Consider the following 19,751-nt stretch of genomic DNA (forward strand, 5'->3'; position numbering starts at 1 on the left):
AGCCGTTCGAAATTCCTACTGCAGCTATCACGCAGCCACTTTCTCTTCTTCTACCTGCTCCTGTTCATGACGCTTCTTCTGAACGGCAAGCAAGATGAATACCAAGAAGTAGTATCCCCAGTAACCGACGAATTCCTCCAGTGAAGGATTCTGCGTATAGCCTAGAAAAGCTTTAAAGAAAATGCCGACTTGGCCGTTAATAAGCGGCTCTTTACCCATGTCACGAAGATATTGCACACCATCAATTGGATGCTCCGGCATAAATCCCGTTATATTATATATTTCACCGATTTGGTGTCCCGCTGTCCGATATAAACTTCCAATAATACCCAAATCCTGCATGATTCCAATTGCTTGCACGAACAGACCCGCAGAAATCATCATGAGAAATACGCTTGTAATGCGGAAAAACGTACCTAACCGAATTTTCTTCGTCCCTTTGAAAAAAAGCAGGCCAATTACAACAGCCAGAATGAGTCCACCCAATGCTCCCCAGCTTTCGAGTGCTTTCTGTATGTTTCCTCCCGTAATTGCGGCAAAGAAGAAAACCGTCTCCACGCCTTCGCGCACAACGACTAAGAACGAGTGGACGACCATATTAATGGCGCCGCCAATGGTTAGAATATGTGCAACCTTGCTTTGAACCCTCCCTTGCAATTCGCTATTTTGTTTGCCCATAAACATGATCATATGTGTCAGCAGCCCGGAAGAGACGAGCATGATACCGATTTTCATGTAGTTTTGACTGCCCATACTGGCAAATCCGGTCAATAAAACCTGGAAAGCCAGAGCCAAGCCGTAACTAACGATCAAAGCCAAAAAAACACCAACCCATACCCATTTATGCCAGTGTACGGCATCAATACGAGTTAAATACGTAACGATTACACCAACAATGAGAATGGCCTCAAGCGCCTCACGAAACGTAATGAGAAATGCCTGCAAATCCATAATCTGCCTCCTGTTCTCTTCCTTGCTCCTCCATACTGAAAGACACTTGCACCTATGGGCACAAGTGTCTTCGCTATGAACGAAATGATTAACGAAGAATGATAATTTCACCATTTTGGTAGAATACACGTTTACCGAATAACTCAGCTACAGCACGCAATGGAATGAATGAGCTTCCGTTTTCGATAATAACGGGTTGATCCAATTTGACTTTGTCATTCACTTTACCATTCTCTACCACTTGATCGGATCCTAATGTAATTTCTGTTTTCTTACCATCTTTTGTAATGACAACTGTTTTCGTTGCATCTACCCATTCAACTTGAGCTTGAATCGCTTGTGCAATAACACGAACCGGCACCAATGTGCGATTGCTTTCTACGTTAATGAAAGGGGCATTCTCAGCTGTGAAAGCAGCTCCATCCACTTGATAATCCTTGCTGCCAATTTTCAAACTGGAACCATCTTTGCCAACCAGGAACTCTAGAACTTGGAAACCATACTCTTGTGCATTTGCAAGATCAGATGCATCTACAGCAGAGGAGAATTTCGTTGCCACTTCAAGAGCAGCCGCATACTTCTCTTTACCTAAGAAAACTTCTTGGCTAGCAAGGAACATGTTGCCTTCTGCCGCATATCCGCGAGCACCTTGCAGGTCCCCAGCTTCAAGCTTCGTAAATGCTTGCTTCACATATTCGGATACTTTACCGATCATTGTGCGGTGTAACGCATTTTGGATTTCATCTTTTTTGATTTTGCTTGCATCGCCGGATGCGAACGCATCTCTCACGAAGTTAGCATCTGCGATACTGCCGCCTCTGAGGTATGTGTATACCGGCATGTAGAGGAAGTAACCTTCTGTAATCGCTGCAGGTTGATCAGCAGGAGCCTTAGTAGCAATGCTTTCTGCGTATGTAAAAGTAGCGAGTGTGTAGTTTTTGATCAACGTTTTGTCTAAGAATTGACGGTGAACATTGAATTCATTCAAGTTATTCTCTTTAATATCTTTTTGGATAAGTTCAATCGTTGTTTTCAACAATGATTCCATATTCAAGCTATATTTGGCATCGCGTTTCACTACGTTTGGTTGCAGCGCGCCTTCATAGATTTGAACCGCTTTATCGAAGGCAGCTTTTGCTCCGGCAACATCACCTTTGGTCATAGCTGGACGTACTTGGTTGCTCATCAGATCGCGAAGTGCGAAGAAGAAATACCATTGCAAGCCTTTGTCTATAGCTTGTTTCGCTTGGCCAACTTGCAAATCGCCTTTAATCGCGCTGTCCAACACAAGAGTGATGTTCGCATCGATTTTAGGATCATCTGCTTTGATGTTCACATCAAGACGTTTTACATCCGTTTGGAATTTATCTACATATAATTTCTGAACATCAGCAAGTACCGTTTTGTCTGTAAAAAGTGCTTTAATATCCGTAAAAGATTGAAGTTTTGATGCGATCGTTTGATCTTCTGTGATTTGGAATTTACTTTCTGCAAAAGCAACGGAAGTAACCGTAACCACGCTGGATAAAGCTAGTGAAACACTTAAAGCAACAGCTAAAAATTTACGCATAATAAGTTTCTCCTCTATTCATCTTATATTTTTATATTAACTATTAAATCCACTTTCTTTTACGCGCGAACCATACGCCCCCACCCAGTAGAACAATGACCCCTCCGATAACAGCTATGCTGATGAAAGGATTCGTTTTATCGGAACGCTCCATAGGTGCATGTGCGGACGCTTCTTTTGCCGAATCAGCTTGTTTAACATCTGAACCCGCTGCTTTAACGGGCGCTTCTACAGTCGCTGTAGGCTGAGCCGCATCCGTGGTTGGCGCTGGACTAGCACTAGCCGTCGCAGAAGGCTCAGACGACTTCGTCTCCACTGCAGCAGCGGCATCCGGTGCCTTTGATTCTGTCGGTTTAGCATCTTTAACCGGTGATACTGGTTGTTCTGTCTTGACCACTGCCTCGTTCTTAACCGGCGCAGTTGTTGCCTGCGGCTTGGGAACGGGGGTAGACTCACTTGGAGCAGCAGGTTTCACGTAAGCCGTATAAGGGAACAACGGTTTCACTTTACCGTAGATAAAGTTGACCTTTTCCTTAAATACCTCTGGCTGTACATCCTTCTTCCCTACACCGAACAATCCAGGATTCCCTAGCGCTTCAAGCGCGGCTTGGAAAGCTTTATTAATTTCACTCGTACCCGCTCCCACATAAGGCTCTAATGTGTCAAAAGTCGCCTTAGCTTTGGCTAGCAAGAGTTTAGACTCTGCATAATCATCAATGCCTTTAGTAGCATAGGTGAATCGACGATCCAAGTTCATTACGAGGACAGCTTTGAAATTAGCAATGACTAATTTACTATCTTTGGCCTGGAAATTAGCATCAAGCGTGGCACCTATTCCTTCGCCGAAGTGCGATACGAGTTCTGCTCTTCTCTCCTTATAGGCGCCTTCCGCAGCGTTCCAATCGTTCGCCCCATCTCCAATACTGGATTGCACCAGTTTAAATGTTTCAGCGACATCTTCTGTATTGGCGTCACCATACGAATAGGCCAGCGCGGAGGACGGCAGGATAATCAATGCCGCTAGAACAAAAGTCATACCGGCTAGTAGCCATCGTTTCATATCTTCACCCCTGTTATGATTGTTTGGAACCTCGTTGTCATTGATAATGATAATCATTGTCCATATATGTGTCAACCATTTTTTTACTCAGCTGAAAAGAGGGACCCCATCTTAACGCACCCACTCATATAAAATGACGTGAGCATATGCCGGATCAAATAGAGCGTCCGACTTAAACTCAGCAAGCTGCTTAACATGCTCCTTCACCGATTTGCCTTGCTGCGCAAAGCCTTGAACGACATGATCGGTGAGGAGCACTCGCCGCTCGGAATTCGCCCCAGCCACCGCTTGAAAGTACTCGTACGTATAGATGCGCTGATGATCGTAGTCGGCCTGCAAGTACTGCAAGACTCTCGTTTCTTCCCATGTAAACAGCAGGAGAGGCCCCTGCAGGCTGCTTACATAGTCATGAAGCTGATAAACCGCTGGCTCTTCCACGGCCTGCCGTTTCTGAAGCTGAGCCCCGTAGACGACTTGAATGGTTATGAGGCTAATGAGGAGAGCGTACAGGCTCGTTGGCGCTATTCTCAATAGACGCGTCCTATGCGTGGATGTCCTTAATCCCTCTGCCGTTCGAATGATAAAAGCAAACATAAGAAGCAAAATCGGAGCAACGACAGGAGCGATATGACGCGGTTTCTCAATATTTTGACCAAAAAGAGCCCATAGGGTGTACAAAACGGCACAGCCAACGAGCCAGAAGATATATCGTCGATTCTCATTGCCTTGCACACTAACAGACACAAATCTCCGACCAATAAACGCTGCAACGACAATAATGACAAGCCATAAGCCAATGAAAACGGAACCGCCCAATAGGGCTGATCCTAGTAAATTGTGTCCAATGAGCTGGTAAATTCGTTCACCAAGCGGTATCGGGGTAGAGATAACACCGCCGCCCCATTCGGAGAAGTGTCCTTCAACGAAAGCAACAGACAGCTTCCAGAAGCCAGCTAGGGTTCCTTCGGAAAGCACCAACCCAGCTATCCAAAGCAGTTGAAACCACAGCGCAGTTAAGGCCGAGCACCCCAGTCTCAACCATCTCCGCCAACCTCTCGCACCGTACTGCCAAATTCCGTGCCAGAGCGGCACTAGCGCTAGACCGTATGGAAAGAAGGATAGGCGTGTACCCATAAGAAAGCCGAACATCAGCAGCACCAGACCATGGCGAAGCAGTGAACCAGGACGATCCATCGCAAAGCGGATACTCCAAAGAAACCACCACAATAAGGCCATACCCGCACACTCCGACATGGGACGTGAGGACATGAGCCAAATGTAGGGGCTGCTTAGTACGAGCGCAGGCAGTAAAAGACTTTTCATGCCGCTGCCCGTCAGACGGTTTGCCAGTAAAAACATCGGAAGCGCGGAGCTTAGAGCTGCTAGGGTATTGAAGACAGATAAAGCTTTGACGGGGTTATTCATCCACTGGTTAATAAACCATCCACCTAGAATAAAATAAGGATAACCCGGAAAATGAGGCTGCATAGCGAGTAGATCATACCTATGTAGAGCCAAAGTGAAATCGACCTCGTCCCACGTTCGCGCAAAGGGGCTGGCGTAGACAATACTCAGGCACGTTACTCCAGCAATAACCGCAGCTGCGAACAGCGCCAACCATATTGCATTAAGTCTCATACGCCCGCATCATCTCGATTCGTCTGTGGATTCACATTGCGCTTGGAGACAGGGCGTCTCATTTCTTTATAGATCGCCGGAAGAACGGAGGTTACATATTGTCTGAATTTAATGAAGGATTGACCCTTCGTACGCACTTGATAGGTGATCGGAATCTCCTCCAAGCGATATCCTTGGCGAACCAGATTCAACGTGAGCACCTGGGCATAGTTATAATCGTGGACAATAACGGCATTCTCCATTGCGCCGCGAGAAAATCCGCGCATCCCGGATTGGCCGTCATAAATCCATCTGCGCAGCAGAATCGCCTGCAGCAGTGTGAAGGTATAGTTGCCTAAACGGCGATGCAGCTTCATGCCTTGAATTTGCCCTTTGAAGCGTGAGCCAAAGGTGTAATCCGCGCGTCCGGCGATGATGGGCGCAAGGACATCGGGAATTTGCTCCGGCGGATACTCATTATCCGCATCAATCATGATGCCAATGTCGGCACCTAGCTGGCAGCATTGCTTCAGCCCTTCACGAACGGCAGCACCGAGTCCTTTATTGTGCGGGAACGACACAATATGGTCGGCTCCCGCTTCCTCAGAGACGGCGACCGTGCGGTCCTTGGACCCGTCGTCAATCACCAGCACCTCCACCTCATAATGAGGGTGGAAATCTCTCGGAACGCGGGCAATAACCCCGCTAATATTCTCTTCTTCGTTATGCGCAGGCATAAAAACGATGATTTTCTTCTTAGTCATGATGCTTGATAGCCTCCGTTAGGACGGGTCCGCGACTATGGCTCGGGAATGGAGCTCCTAGTAGATAAGCTAAGGTCGGAGCCATGGATACGAGGGAATGTTTTTCATCAATGCGATGGCCAGCCTCAATGGTTGGTCCATGCAGGAAGAAAGGAACATAGCGCTCACCTTCGTCCAAATGGCCATGCCCGCCAATACCATCAGCTTGTCCGTGATCGGCACAAATGATGAGTGTCGTATTCTCCATCATGCCGCGCTCTTCAAGCCAGCCAACGAATTCTTCAATTAATTTATCGGCTTCTGCGATTTTTTGCGTATAATCGTCATATAAAACGCCTCGGCTGTGACCCGTTTGGTCAACACCAATCAATTGAGCAACGAGTAAATCAGGGTTTTGTTCGGCCATGATCTTCTTCGCCCGTTCGATAATATTACGATCTGCGACATCGTTATGCATCACAGCGGTCACACTCTCAACATCGTCTCCCATGGAGTCGATTAAGTGCGCTATGCCAAGCAGACGTCCTTTTTTCCCAACCTTACGGAGCGAATCAAAAATACTTTCAACCCGAATACCCAACCTCCAAACCATATTGGAGCGAATACCGTGCTCGCGCGGGTAAGTACCCGTGAACATCGAAGAGAAACATACCACGGTACGCGCAGGATACACGGTTTCCATTTGAGCATACTCCGTGCCTTCTGCTCTCAGTTTCTTCATAAATGGCGCGTCGGCTTCTTCAAAGCGCTCTTTGCGCATCCCGTCCACGACAATCACAATGACCTTCTTGTTCAGCGCTTGTCCGCCCGCTTGTACATCGCTTGAATCGCGTGTGTACGTAGGGATTTCGGCTGGTTTCCAGTCAAACAAATAACGGTGGAGAATGAAGCTGTATATCAGCAACCCGCCCGCAAATAGAAGCCCTATACCCACATCAGCGGAAACGCCTGCCTCAAACTGACGGTAATAATGATTCCATACGAAAAGCAGCAGCAAGAACTTAGGCATCTGCTCCTGCGCATTGCCACTAGTTGAGTCACTATTTTTCAGAACAAGCTTCCAGAACCGTGTGAAATTCCACCAAGTCGTCCCAATTCGTAGATGATAGTAAAAAGTGCCCCAGAAATACACCGTAAAGAAGTAGAACAACCCGAGCGCTAGCAAATACAGCGAGAAATCAGACCGTTCCCAAATCAGCAGCGCAGCAATTAACGGCATCCATAAATAATTTCGCAAAAAAAGCGGAAAATCAAAGCAATAATAAAGCACAAAAAGAGGGAGGGTCACGAGCAGCCCCAAACCAGCGGCACTCCAAAAGTTAGGATCGGACCATACGCCGATATGATAGAGCAGAAAAACACCCACAACGAAAATCGGGGTAAACGGTTTCCCTTCATTGAGCAAATTCCAGCAGCGAGCTGCGACTATTTCAAACGATGAAGCTTTTTTCATATTAATCATCCTTCCGTGCGTTGCCATTCAATGATGGTTTTTTGTGACTCGTAAGCCGCCCAATCCAGGTTTTCATCTCGCGCCAACGTAAGGGTATTCGCACAAGTGAATACACCCCTAAGCGTATAAGCAAATAGAAATTTAAATGTATGCGACACAAGCGCCGCTCTATAAGCATCCTTACCATTCACACCCAGCAAGACAAGGGACCCGCTCATTGTACTCTCATAAGTACCTATCCCACCTGGGGTAATATGAAAAATTTGTCCAGCAATCGTCATACTATTCGCCCAAACGAGTGAGATTGTCCCTAGCTGCAAGCCGATCATGCGAGCTACAGCAAAGATAACACCAGCTTCTAGAATCCAACTTATCGCAATCAAGCCTATAATGATGGCCCCTTTTCTAGAGAGCATTTTAAGATGAAAATAAGCCGAATGCTTCGCTATGAACGGAATTTTGCGAATCACAGGCAGGTAATGCGCTGTTGCGAGAATCACCGTTCCCCCAGCCAACACCGTCACCCAGATCCATGAAGAGGGCAAACCTAACCGAATGATGCCAATTCCCCCGATTCCGGCAAGCACGAGCATATCAAGCAATCGCATGACCGCAACGGAATGGGAACGCTTCTTCCCACGATTTTCCCCCATGCTTCATATATAAGCCAGCACGAACGCCATCTCCCGCTTTTACCGGAAGTAGATGATTGACGAGCAAGCTATAGCTAATGGCATGAAAATAAATGCTGAATCGAACCTCAGATCCTGTATAAATTCGCCAAGCCGCGGCCTTTAGAAGGAAGGAGAGCAGGTATACGACGAACATGAAGACCAACCATTGGGGTTGATGGAAAAGAAGCTCTACGTCACTGAGCCATTCCTTCGAATCAAACCATTGCCATGTTAAAAAAATAGAACAAACGATCAGAAGCATCGCCATGAAACGAACAATTTGTTTCTTTGTTGGCATATTTGTTGTGACCTTCTTTTAGTTAAGGGTACCTCAAACTAAATTAATGTGAGAATGAGAATCATGGTCAGTATAGGCGGTTTAGGGGGCTACGTCAACCTAATTGAATTAACCCCAACCATTTCCAGTAGGGGATGCAAAGAATTGCCAACAGCAAGACTACTAACTACCGGACAGAATGACTATAGCGATTCTTTATCCGCATTGTCCTTATATGTTTTGTTATCATGTTCATTATGAGACATGATGGATTTATTCGAAAGAGAGTGAAGATAAATTATAAATGAAACAATCTATGTCAGCAGGCTTCGAGCCGCTGGTTGTGTTTTCGCCGAAGATGAGGCCCGGTTACTCATCTCAGCAGCTCGGACGTCGGACGATCTCATCACCATGGTGGATCGTCGAGTCGCCGGTTTGCCTCTCGAACATGTAATCGGATGGGCAGAATTTTGCGGTCTAAAGATAGCAGTGGATCCAGGAGTCTTCGTACCTCGCCACCGCACAGAATTTCTCGTTCGCCAGGCCGCAGCTCTCGCACAGTCAGGAGCCGTAGTGGTCGACCTGTGCTGCGGCTCGGGCGCGGTAGGCACAGCACTGGCTGCCGCCTTAGAACGGATCGAGTTGTACGCCACCGACATCGACCCTGCCGCAGTTCGGTGTGCCCGCCGCAACGTCACTACCGCCTGTGGTCACGTATATGAAGGCGACCTCTACGAACCTCTGCCCGCAATACTGCGAGGCCGCGTCGACATCTTGGTCGCTAACGCACCTTACGTCCCCACCGAGGCGATCAGGCTGCTGCCTCCTGAGGCCCGGATTCACGAATCGCTGGTGGCGCTCGACGGGGGTGCAGATGGGCTTGACGTCCAGCGCCGGGTGGCGGCTGCGGCGCCAATCTGGCTGGCACCGGGTGGCCATCTTCTGGTCGAGACTAGCCAGCGGCAGGCGACGCAGACAGCCAAAATTTTCGCTAGCAACGGGCTGATCCCGCAGGTTGCCAGATTAGACGAACTTGACGCCACAGTCGTAATAGGAGCCAGGCCCGGCCTGTCCGCAAACTAGAGGTGAACCCAGTCAAACACTTTATTTTAGTGTTTTGACTGGGTTTTTGTTTATTAGAAACATATTGTCTAAAAAATCAACACCGTCAATCTACAATTTTATTTTCTCAGAACAATTTGTTCGATTGTGAATGAATTGTGTTCATTACTCTCATTTTTCGGGTGAGCAATACCTTTTATACTAAACATAAAGGTGTTATTGAAATGAAAGGCGGTTTATCCGGATGAAGCCTGAAGCTAGCATTGCTCACCAAAAGCTTTCCTCTCGCAAAAAGACAACAGCATTCACCCTGAAAGGGCGCTGGGAATCACCCATAGCTGGGTATCTATTTATTTCCCCGTGGTTACTTGGATTTCTCCTGTTAACCTTATGGCCGATGGTTCAATCGATGTATTACTCATTTACTAAATATACGTTGTTAGATGCGCCAGAGTGGATTGGTCTGAGAAACTATGAGCGTATTTTTGCAGACGATGAGATGTTTCGTCAATCATTGAAAATAACGATTCTTTTCGTCGTTTTATCCGTGCCAATCAAACTCTTCAGCGCCTTAATGGTTGCTATGGTACTCAACAAGAAAATAAAAGGGATTTCTGTTTATCGAACATTCATCTATTTGCCTTCACTAATAGGGAGCAGCATTGCTGTAGCTATTCTCTGGCAAAATATTTTCGGTATTAACGGTTTTATCAATCGATTTTTAAGTTATTTCGGTATTGAGGGAATCAGTTGGATTAGCAATCCCAATACGGCATTAGGTACCTTAATTATTCTGGTTGCTTGGCAGTTTGGTTCTTCGATGGTTATTTTCCTAGCCGGATTAAAACAAATACCTGCCGAGTTATACGAGGCCTCTTCCGTAGATGGTGCATCTAAAGTCAGACAGTTTGTTAGTATTACTCTACCTATGCTATCGCCTGTACTATTGTTTAATCTCGTTCTGCAGACAATCGGTTCCTTTCAAATGTTTACCCAAGCCTTCATTATTACGAAAGGCGGACCTATTAACTCCACGTATATGTACGCTTTATACCTGTATGATCGCGCTTTTTCTAGATATGAGATGGGTTATGCTTCCGCTCTGGCATGGATACTCCTTGTGGTGATTGCGATCGTAACGGCTTTAATTTTCGCCTCATCCCGTTACTGGGTATTCTATGAAACCGAAGGAGGGAGAAGAAAATGAGAAACCATCTGATTGGAGCACGGACTTTCCGAACGCATTTCTTATTAGCACTGTTTAGTCTAGTCATGATATATCCCATGTTATGGTGGGTTGGAGCAGCCTTTAAATCGAACGCGGAGATGAGCTCGCCCAGCTTCTTTCCTACAGAGTGGTTATGGAGTAACTTCAGCCAAGGGTGGGTAGCCATTCCTAAGTTTACCTTTACACATTTTTATCTGAATACATTTGAACTGATTGCTGGAGTACTTATAACATCTATCATTTCCTGCAGCTTGGTGGCTTTTGGTTTCGCTCGATTGGATTTTCCGCTGAAAAATTTCTGGTTTTCCATTCTGATGGTCACCCTGATGCTGCCAAGTCAAGTGACACTGGTTCCCCAGTACATCATGTTTAATACTTGGGGTTGGGTCAATACGTATCTGCCTTTCTATGTTCCACATGCCCTAGCTGGCGGTATCGGAGGACCCTTCTTTATCTTCCTGTTGGTGCAGTTTATTCGCGGAATTCCGCGGGAGCTGGATGAATCGGCCAAAATGGACGGCTGCAGCTGGTTCGGCATTTACTTACGAATTGTGCTGCCCTTAACGAAACCCGCACTCGTAACGGTCGCCATTTATTGTTTTCTTTGGAATTGGGATGATTTCTTCGGACACTTGCTGTATATCAATTCTGTGAGCAAATACACAGTCGGTCTAGCCTTGAAGCTGTTCGTTGACAGCCAATCTGCGCTTCCGTGGGGACAATTACTTGCCATGTCGCTCGTTTCTATTATTCCTTCACTGATTCTCTTTTTTATGGCGCAGCGCCATTTCGTCGATGGCATTGCTTCAGGTGCAGTGAAAGGATAGAATAATATAATAATGAAAAAGGTTGCGCTACCTGCAGCCTTTTTTCCACTTTTTTGGACGTAAATGAGGAGGAGCTGCTGTGTTTAACTTATTCAAGCGCGTTCGAATCGGTCGCCTGTTCTTTGGAAGCTTCGCCGCATTCATTGCCGTGCTGCTGCTCATTTCCTCCTGGATCAGCTACAGTCTAACTTCACGCGAGTTAGCTGACAATACGGCTAATTATCAGCAGGATCTGTTAAATGAGTTGAATAAGCGCTTGGTCACTCAGTTGAACTCTATTGAGCAAATGTCTCTCGCAGCCTATAGAAATATCGATATCATTGGGTATGATCCGTTGGAGAGTGACTTATTTGAACGAAACAAACGTAAAGAAGATTTGGGTAAGCTTCTTGCCAGCATTACGTACAGCACGACAATGGTGCAATCCATTTCATTATATATCGAGCGCCCGTTTGTGACAGATGCTCAGGGGCCAGTTCGCGTTTATGACTTAAAAAGGGTGAAGGACGAGGAATGGTACTCGGACATCCAAAATAATGATTTTGCCTGGATAAAAGAACGAACCATTCAGACGAATAAAGGCTCGTTATCTGTTACTAGCTTTGCAAGAAAGCTTTACAATAACTCTGGTATCTATTATGGCTTGCTTTTGCTCAATGTGAAATCATCTGAGATCCAGAATTTGATTCGAGGTGAAACGGAGGGAAGAAGCAGACTATTAGTTGATGCTGGCGGCAGAACGATTGCTGCCATTGGCGATCCCAACATACAAGAGAGTGAGCTGGAGAAGATTAGGTTGATCCAGGAGAAGTCCGGAAGTGTTCATTTAACAGCCAAACAACAAAATGAATCCTTACTCGTTTGGAGTAAATCCCCTTCGAATTGGACATTGGTTGAGGTGACACCGTGGAAGAGCATTGTCCATGGCAGTATTCGATTAGCACTAATTCTCTTAACCGTTGGCTTATCCGCCATTTTTATCGCTTCCTTTTTCACTTTCTTTATATCCAGACAATTCACCAATCCAATTCGACTTTTGGTTGCTTTTATGAGTAAGCTTCCCGATCGAGGTTTTGTTTCGGACTTGCCTACGGACTACACCAATGAGTTTGGAAATTTATTTAACGGCTATCGTAAACAAATGGAACGAATTGAGGAACTTTTAACCTCATTGAAAGCTCAGCACAAGCGCCAACGCGAAGCTGAAATTAAGGCGCTGCAAGCCATGATTAATCCCCATTTTCTGTACAACACATTGGATCAATTAAACTGGTTAGCTATTGATTCCGGTCAAACTAAAATCAGTAAGATCCTTTCCTTAATGGGTAAAATGTTTCGCATCGGCCTATCCAATGGTGAGACATTGATTCCGATCGCGGACGAGATGACCCATGTCGAATGTTATTTGCAAATTCAGCAAATTCGTTGGGGCGATCGCTTGGCATTCACCATCTCTGTCGATGAAACAGCCAAAGAACTCTATGTACCAAGGCTAACCTTGCAGCCTTTTATCGAAAATGCGATCATCCACGGGTTTCACGGGCGAAAAAAAGGAGAAATCCGAGTAAGTGTGCAGCTGCTTCAACAAGATATCCAATTTCAAGTTTGGGATGATGGTGTTGGGCTGCGAGCCGATTGGGATCAACCTAAGGCAAGGAAAACAGGCGGTTACGGATTGCGAAATGTGAAAGAACGAATTGAGGCTTATTTTGGGCCTCCTTATGGGGTCCATATTACAAGTACGGAAGGCACGGGCACCGAAGTCACCATTCTATTGCCGCAAATCCAAAATAAAGAAGAAGTCGAGGAGAAGTATCATGTGGAAAATACTCATTATTGATGACGACTTTCAAGTGTTGGAAGGTATGAAGAAGGCGATTCCCTGGGAGTCCATTGACGCAGAATTAGTGGGTGAAGCCAGTGATGGCGCCGAAGGTCTAGAGATGGTTCGACAAACTCAGCCTGATATCGTGATTACCGATATTTACATGCCTGTGATGAACGGCCTGGAAATGATTGAAAAGCTCCGAGAAACTAACTTTCCCGGTGAACTGATTATCCTTAGCGGTTATGCCGATTTCCAGTATGCACGGCAGGCTTTGCGGCTGCAGGTGAGTGACTATTTGTCCAAGCCCGTAACCATTGAAGAGCTGGGGGCTGTGCTAGCCAAAGTCGTTAAAGAACTGGAAACGAAAGAACTGAAAAAAATAGAGCAAGAAGAAGTCAAAAGAAGGCTGATGATGTATGAGCCCTTTGTGCAGCAAGAATGGTTGAAGTCGGTCATTACCGGCACCTTTAATGAAACGATTGCCGCGGAAAGCATTCAGCTATCTGAACAAGCCTACTGGCTGCACAGAAACCACCTCGTGATGGGTATAGAGCTGATGAGCACTGTTCGTACGGCTAACCTATCGCTAATCGATTGGAATTTGTTTCGTTTTGCATTAGCTAATATTATTAGAGAAATTTTGGCCGAAGATTGGCCTGAGTCCGACTTCATTGAGCTTCACAGCCATCATGCCGCGATTATGTTTCATGTTGAGCGTTCGAGTGTGTCAGATGACGCGATGCGTAGGATTCAATTGATTGGTGAGCGAATTACGGACTGTGTCCTTACGTACCTGCGGCTAACGATCCGTATAGGGTTAGGCCAGATGAAGGAATCATGGCAGGAAATATCGGATTCCACCGAGGAAGCTTTTCTAGATTTATTGCAGATGACCATTATCCCGCCGCTTGCACGAGAACATCCATCTACGATTCCATCAGAGAAAGAACTTGCTATTCGTCCTATTAAGTTTTATCAAGAGCTTGCGGAAGCGATTGTGTATTCCAAAGAAGAAACGGCTGCACAGATTGTGGAAGCTTACATCAACCGGCTGCAAACCATGTCAACCATAACCCCGGCTTACTTGCAGTATTTATGTACAGAGCTTTGGACCATATTTGCTTATTCCTTATACAGCGTAGGTATTGTGCTTGATGAACTGTTTCCAGAAATGAAGCTGCAGCCGGAAATTATTCAAATCCAAACACCAGAGCAATTGCAGCAATGGCTGCAGGGTAAAATTCATATCATTGCAACCAGCCGCCATTGGAACGAGAATTCCAAACATAAAGAAGCGGTTGATTTCATGATTCAGTATGCACACGATCACTATTCCGAAGAGATCAACTTGGAAGATATGTCGAAGCAGCTTTACTTGTCTCGCAATTATTTGAATCAAATATTCAAGAAAGCGACCGGTGAAACCTTCACGAACTACGTCATACAAGTACGGATGAAGAAGGCACAAGCCCTTCTGGCCGAAGGCAAATATTTGATATATGAGATATCCGAAAAAGTTGGCTATAAAAACGTCCCTTATTTTAGCTCTATTTTCAAAAAATATAATGGTATTAGCCCGAGTGAAGTAAGTAAAAGCGGGTTATAATCGGGAATGATACCTATTCATCGCCATATTGTGATCAATAGTGAAAGAAGTGTGTTCATTACTCTCCTTTTTCTTCTTTTCAGTTGTCCTATAATTAACTTGTAAAGATAATGAGGTAGTGAAAGGGGATTTTCAATGAACGTGCAGATGAGAAAATGGAGCATGCTCTCGATGACTGCCATGATAGCGCTGTCCCTAAGTGCATGTGGTTCCGGAAATACACCAAGTACTACAGGTAGCAGCCCTGCTGCAACGGCAGCACCCGCGGCTACAACCTCCCAGCCCGTTAAGCTTCGTATTGTATGGTGGGGTTCACAGGCAAGGCACGACGCTACATTAAAAGCACTAGATGCGTATACAAAGAAACGTCCGAACGTGACCTTTGAGCCAGAATTTTCTGGGTTTGATGGCTACGCGGATAAGCTGGCTACTCAAGCTGCAGCCAAAAATGCCCCTGACATTATCCAAATGGATCCGGCATGGCTAGCCGAGTATGCAGGCAGAAACCAGCTGGCTGACTTATCCAAAGGCATTCGTACCGAAGATATCGACAAATCGCTCGTGGATTCAGGGAAATTTAAAGATAAGCTTTATGCCATCGCGCTAGGCAATAATGCAACTGGTATGATCTACAATAAGAATGCCGTTGATAAACTAGGGATTACACCTCCCAAAAACGGTTGGACATGGGATGAATACTTCCAATTTGGTAAAGATGCGAAAGCTAAGCTTGATAAAGACAAATATGTGTTGATGGATGCGACATCCGATTATACCATGTATTCTTCTTATCAAATTAGCCAAGGCAAAGGCTACCCGATAACCGAGGACGGCAAATTCAACTTCGATAAAGATACGTGGCTAACCTTTGTTAAGAAATATGCTGAGCTGCGAACAGCAGGGGTTATTCCTCCTGCAGAAATCGCCAGCACAGACAAAGAATCTGACGCAAAGCTTGATTTAATGAACAATGACAGCGTATTGATGAAACGCACTTTCGCCGCTCTATTCCCTGGTTATGAGGGTGTTAAGCCTGGTGCTTACTCACTCATTGCTCAGCCTAAAGGGACACAATCCAGCGGATTTCTGAAGCCTTCCATGTTCTGGTCCATAAGTGCTGATTCCAAGTATGCCGAAGAATCCAAGAAATTCATCGACTGGTTTGTGAATGATAGCGAAGCCGCGGACGTTCTAACGACAACAAGAGGTGTTCCTGTTTCCAAAAAAATGCTCGATTACTTAACACCTAAGTTAACTGCCGCAGATAAATTACAAATTGAACTCATTAAAACTGTTGCTCCTGACGCTCAGCCTTTCAATGCTGGAGCTAAAGGCTGGAGTAATTATACAGCTAAAGATTATAAGAGTATCGGTGAAAAAGTGATGTTCGGCAAAATAACGCCGGAAGCTGCTTATGACGAGCTTGTGAAAAAGGCAAAAGATTATCAATAATTTACATGAATGAGGAGCCTCCAAGAGGCTCTTTATTTTTGTGTGGCTGCCTTTAGAACTGGACGCAAAAAAGAACGACCCTCAACGTAATGTTAAGAGGCCGTTCTTCGAGAATGCTATTTGTGCAAGCTAAGCTTACAGTTTTACAACGTTCTCAGCTTGTGGTCCGCGGTTGCCTTGAACTACGTTGAACTCAACGCGTTGGCCTTCGTCCAAAGATTTGAAACCTTCGCCAGTGATTGCGGAGAAATGTACGAATACATCGTTGCCGCCTTCAACTTCGATAAAGCCAAATCCTTTTTCTGCGTTAAACCATTTTACTGTTCCTACTGCCATGGGTAATACCTCCAAAGTTTTATTAACATGTCTTTTTTCTTGTTTCGAACAAAAAAATTACACATTGGAAAAGGTTTCATTAACTTAATGATAACCCTTTGCAATACGCAATTCAGGGTGAATCTTTAAGACTTAACATTACTTTACCACACAATATCGTGTAATGCAATTGTCCCTAGAAGGGATTTCTTGCTAAAGATAAGAACTCTTCCCTGTCCTCTATTTTCAAGGCAATGGCTAGTGCTAATGCGACATCTTTCGACGGCTCGATTCGACCATTTTCGATAGAATTAAGGATGGAATAGCTGATTCCTGCCTTCTCTCCGAGCTTACGGAGAGTTAGATTCTGCTGCTGTCTGAGCTCTTTTAATTTCGTGTGAAATGCCACTGTTGCGCCCTCCTCAGCCATTTTGGTTGCCTTGCTGTCTGTGAATTTCAGCTTTAATTTTGTCGAATGGGTCCTGCCAATGGGGGGGCTTGATGGTCTTGCCGGTCTCATTTTTATGAACTTGACCATCAGGCCATACCTTAGACATATTTGCATGCTGAACAATGTCAAAGATCGGTCCAGGCTCCACGCCCATTTCAACCAATGTACCAAGGACAAAATATAACTCATCAATCATCGCATCCACTTCGTCTTCCAGTGTGGCTGCTTCTTTAAACTCCTGGAGTTCCTCTTCCATCCAAGCTAGACGAGCCGCTTTGCGGCTTTCGGAAAGGCGCTGTGGGGATGTGCCTACTGGATGCTCAAACGTTTCATGAAACTTTTTAACATCTTCAAATGCTTTTTTTAAGGTCATTTCGTTTCTTCTGCTCCCTTGCAAACGGTTTTCTTTTATATACCATTTAAAAGTGCCCTCGGTCAACAAAAAGCCCTAACTCGATTCCCTCTCGATGGTGATAAGTGCTTCACCATGAAAGGAGATCGAGTGAGGGCTTGAGGGGTGGATTGAGGCTTAAGCGCGGATTTCGCGACTTATCTCCACGGGAGTGTTCCAATAAGCTCGATTTTAGAGCTTATTGGACTGCGACGCGGGGGTGGGCGGCTAGTTTTGCCGCTTTAAGCGTGGCTTAAGCGCAGATTCCTGCGGGAGCGCTCAAGTAAGCGCTGTTTTCGCGCTATAGCAGCTTGTCCATTTTTATAAACGACGACCTTTTATGAATCTATCTTTCCAATATCCCTTGTTTAAATCACTTATAACTACACCGGAGCTTGTCGTGTTGCTAATGAATTTACCATTCCCTAAATAAATGCCAACGTGATTTATTCGGCCTGGTTTGCTCACGCTAAATAGAACGAGATCGCCTTTTCTTAATTGCGATTTATACTTAACGGGAGTTCCTACTTTTGCTTGTGCGCTCGATCCCCAAGGGATCGTGATGCCATTTTTTTTGAAAACGAGCTGTGTGAACGCGGAACAGTCTAATTTTAAATGTTGGATATCGCGGACACCGAAACGATATCTCACTTTGCCGACATAGGACTTGGCTGTACGGACAATGCTATCTGCTCGCGTCGCACTTATCGCTGTGCTTGTAGCGTCAAGCGCATCTATAGAGCTGCTTGTTTCAATAGCAGCATGGGCAGCTTGCGGGCTCCAAAGTACGCCTCCCGCGGTCAACAAGGAAAGACTAAGGCTTATCCCTACTAACGATTTACTAAGGCGGTTCTTATCTATGAAAATCATGATTGATTTCCTCCTTCTTGATCGTGAATATTAGGTATGACCTGTGCTACAACCATAGCACAAGATTATCCGCCTAATATTTACCACAAAAAAGAGAAAGCCGCTAACCGTCTAGCTTTATTGCTATTTCTTAGAATTCCATGAGAATTTAATAAGAATTATTCCCTTGACACATACTTATCCGGTTTATCACCTGCGTTTTCCTGGCGATATTCCGACGGGGTTACGCCGTACTTTTTGCGGAAAACTTGCGAGAAGTGGCGCATGTCGTGGTAGCCAATACGTTCGGCAACGTCAGCGAGCTTGAGCTTGGGATTCAACAGCAGCTGCTTCGCCTGCTCCAAACGCAGGTGAATAACGTACTCCTTGAAGCCTTGACCCGTCTTCTGCTTAAAAAGCTGACTGAAGTAGACAGAGTTTAGATAAACGATCGAAGCGACCTTCTCTAGCGATAGATCGGCATGGTAGTGTGTGCGGATATATTGCAGGGCAACTTCTATGGAGCGATCGCTGCCGCTGGCATGGTGCTCGTAGACCTGCGTCGTAGACGCTTGCCTCATACGCTGTACCTCTGCCGGCACCGCCTGGAAGCAGTCGATCAGCTCGGAGCTCATCATCTGGAAGGGCACCTTCAGGTACTTCACAAGATGACTGCGCAGCTCATCAATCAGCAGGGTCAGGCTGCCACCTTCCGGCAGCGTGACTAGTCCTAGCAGGCTTTTGCTGTCATGCACCGTCACGAAGCCCTTGCCGTAGCGCTCGATAAGCTCGAGCAGGACGTTCTCGATAATGAAATTTTCGAGGAAGACTGGCTTATCGGTCTCCATTTTAACCATGATGAGATGAAAATAAGGGTGCTGCTCCATGAAGGGTCCCATGTCGATGCGACCCGTGTCCAAACCCTGCACCCAGCGCTGGAAGACGGCTTCCTGCAAGTATTTGCGGTTGGCCTTCAGCAGCTCAGCCTCTTCGATCAGCTCCGTTTCACGCGTAATTTCTTCGCTTAGCTTGCTGATCATTTCAATCAAAACCTCTTTGCCGATCGGCTTTAGCAAATAGTCCTTAGCCCCTAGCCGCACTGCCTCCTGCGCGTAGGCAAACTCCGAATAAGCCGAAATGACAACCCATTTCACATGGGGGTGCCGGCTACGAGACATATTCATAAGCTCTAGGCCGTTCATGCCCGGCATCAGAATGTCCGTGAGAACGATGTGAATCGGATGGCTCCGCAGCAGCGTGACGGCTTGCTCAGCATTCGCAGCCAGATGAATCCGATGCTCGGGGAAACGGTTCTGCAACGTCCGCTGAATGCCCTCGCGTATGACTGTTTCATCATCTACGATGAGAATGTCCAT

The 19,751-nt window shown here is 45.9% G+C and carries 19 protein-coding genes; 6 read left to right on the forward strand and 13 right to left on the reverse strand.

Annotated elements, in window-relative coordinates:
* Positions 1 to 27: 27 nt before the first annotated feature.
* The 8 genes from QFZ81_RS33440 to QFZ81_RS33475 form a co-directional block, all read right to left on the reverse strand.
* Positions 28 to 951, reverse strand: a complete 924-nt coding sequence (locus QFZ81_RS33440) for an FTR1 family iron permease (RefSeq protein WP_307606163.1) — start codon at positions 949 to 951, stop codon at positions 28 to 30.
* A gap of 88 nt (positions 952 to 1,039) precedes the next feature.
* On the reverse strand, positions 1,040 to 2,521 hold the full coding sequence (locus QFZ81_RS33445) for a copper amine oxidase N-terminal domain-containing protein (protein WP_307606165.1): 1,482 nt from the start codon (positions 2,519 to 2,521) through the stop codon (positions 1,040 to 1,042).
* Between the two features lie 43 nt (positions 2,522 to 2,564).
* Entirely contained in the window at positions 2,565 to 3,581 is a 1,017-nt protein-coding gene (locus QFZ81_RS33450; RefSeq protein WP_307606167.1) for a hypothetical protein, read from the reverse strand.
* 111 nt (positions 3,582 to 3,692) lie between these two features.
* Entirely contained in the window at positions 3,693 to 5,219 is a 1,527-nt protein-coding gene (locus tag QFZ81_RS33455) for a nucleoporin-interacting protein (RefSeq protein ID WP_307437234.1), read from the reverse strand.
* Positions 5,216 to 5,962 (reverse strand): glycosyltransferase family 2 protein, encoded by a 747-nt coding sequence (locus QFZ81_RS33460; protein ID WP_307606169.1) that lies wholly within the window; start codon positions 5,960 to 5,962, stop codon positions 5,216 to 5,218. Before QFZ81_RS33460 ends, QFZ81_RS33455 begins: the two co-directional genes overlap by 4 nt.
* Positions 5,955 to 7,415, reverse strand: a complete 1,461-nt coding sequence (locus QFZ81_RS33465) for an alkaline phosphatase family protein (protein ID WP_307606171.1) — start codon at positions 7,413 to 7,415, stop codon at positions 5,955 to 5,957. Before QFZ81_RS33465 ends, QFZ81_RS33460 begins: the two co-directional genes overlap by 8 nt.
* A 5-nt stretch (positions 7,416 to 7,420) precedes the next feature.
* Entirely contained in the window at positions 7,421 to 8,068 is a 648-nt protein-coding gene (locus tag QFZ81_RS33470; protein WP_307606173.1) for a lysylphosphatidylglycerol synthase domain-containing protein, read from the reverse strand.
* The gene (locus QFZ81_RS33475; protein ID WP_307606175.1) at positions 8,010 to 8,387 is read right to left on the reverse strand and encodes a lysylphosphatidylglycerol synthase domain-containing protein; all 378 of its coding nucleotides are present in this window, start codon (positions 8,385 to 8,387) and stop codon (positions 8,010 to 8,012) included. Before QFZ81_RS33475 ends, QFZ81_RS33470 begins: the two co-directional genes overlap by 59 nt.
* Before the next feature lie 276 nt (positions 8,388 to 8,663).
* Here QFZ81_RS33475 and QFZ81_RS33480 point away from each other — a divergent pair, with 276 nt between their 5' ends.
* The 6 genes from QFZ81_RS33480 to QFZ81_RS33505 all read left to right on the forward strand — a co-directional run bounded on the left by QFZ81_RS33480 (position 8,664) and on the right by QFZ81_RS33505 (position 16,369).
* Complete coding sequence (locus QFZ81_RS33480) at positions 8,664 to 9,449, forward strand: putative protein N(5)-glutamine methyltransferase (protein WP_307607108.1); 786 nt, start codon at positions 8,664 to 8,666, stop codon at positions 9,447 to 9,449.
* A gap of 223 nt (positions 9,450 to 9,672) precedes the next feature.
* Positions 9,673 to 10,635, forward strand: coding sequence for a carbohydrate ABC transporter permease (locus tag QFZ81_RS33485; protein ID WP_307606177.1), 963 nt, complete (start codon positions 9,673 to 9,675; stop codon positions 10,633 to 10,635).
* Entirely contained in the window at positions 10,632 to 11,483 is an 852-nt protein-coding gene (locus QFZ81_RS33490; RefSeq protein WP_307606179.1) for a carbohydrate ABC transporter permease, read from the forward strand. Before QFZ81_RS33485 ends, QFZ81_RS33490 begins: the two co-directional genes overlap by 4 nt.
* Positions 11,484 to 11,562: 79 nt before the next feature.
* Positions 11,563 to 13,323 (forward strand): sensor histidine kinase, encoded by a 1,761-nt coding sequence (locus tag QFZ81_RS33495; protein ID WP_307606181.1) that lies wholly within the window; start codon positions 11,563 to 11,565, stop codon positions 13,321 to 13,323.
* The gene (locus tag QFZ81_RS33500) at positions 13,301 to 14,917 is read left to right on the forward strand and encodes a response regulator transcription factor (RefSeq protein ID WP_307437218.1); all 1,617 of its coding nucleotides are present in this window, start codon (positions 13,301 to 13,303) and stop codon (positions 14,915 to 14,917) included. Before QFZ81_RS33495 ends, QFZ81_RS33500 begins: the two co-directional genes overlap by 23 nt.
* A 171-nt stretch (positions 14,918 to 15,088) precedes the next feature.
* A complete protein-coding gene (locus QFZ81_RS33505) occupies positions 15,089 to 16,369 on the forward strand; it encodes an ABC transporter substrate-binding protein (protein WP_307606183.1) in 1,281 nt (426 codons plus the stop codon).
* A 135-nt stretch (positions 16,370 to 16,504) separates the two neighbouring features.
* Here the strand turns inward: QFZ81_RS33505 and QFZ81_RS33510 are convergent, their stop codons facing one another.
* The 5 genes from QFZ81_RS33510 to QFZ81_RS33530 all read right to left on the reverse strand — a co-directional run bounded on the left by QFZ81_RS33510 (position 16,505) and on the right by QFZ81_RS33530 (position 19,751).
* The gene (locus tag QFZ81_RS33510; protein ID WP_028555213.1) at positions 16,505 to 16,705 is read right to left on the reverse strand and encodes a cold-shock protein; all 201 of its coding nucleotides are present in this window, start codon (positions 16,703 to 16,705) and stop codon (positions 16,505 to 16,507) included.
* 175 nt (positions 16,706 to 16,880) lie between these two features.
* A complete protein-coding gene (locus tag QFZ81_RS33515; protein WP_029196808.1) occupies positions 16,881 to 17,093 on the reverse strand; it encodes a helix-turn-helix domain-containing protein in 213 nt (70 codons plus the stop codon).
* A 13-nt stretch (positions 17,094 to 17,106) separates the two neighbouring features.
* Positions 17,107 to 17,508: a pyrophosphohydrolase domain-containing protein gene (locus QFZ81_RS33520; protein WP_307437197.1), complete on the reverse strand. Its 402-nt coding sequence runs from the start codon at positions 17,506 to 17,508 to the stop codon at positions 17,107 to 17,109.
* Between the two features lie 339 nt (positions 17,509 to 17,847).
* On the reverse strand, positions 17,848 to 18,396 hold the full coding sequence (locus QFZ81_RS33525; protein ID WP_307606185.1) for a C40 family peptidase: 549 nt from the start codon (positions 18,394 to 18,396) through the stop codon (positions 17,848 to 17,850).
* A gap of 158 nt (positions 18,397 to 18,554) precedes the next feature.
* Positions 18,555 to 19,751, reverse strand: coding sequence for a response regulator (locus tag QFZ81_RS33530; protein ID WP_307606187.1), 1,197 nt, complete (start codon positions 19,749 to 19,751; stop codon positions 18,555 to 18,557).

The organism is Paenibacillus sp. V4I9 (genome assembly GCF_030817295.1).
Classification (GTDB): Bacteria; Bacillota; Bacilli; order Paenibacillales; family NBRC-103111; genus Paenibacillus_E.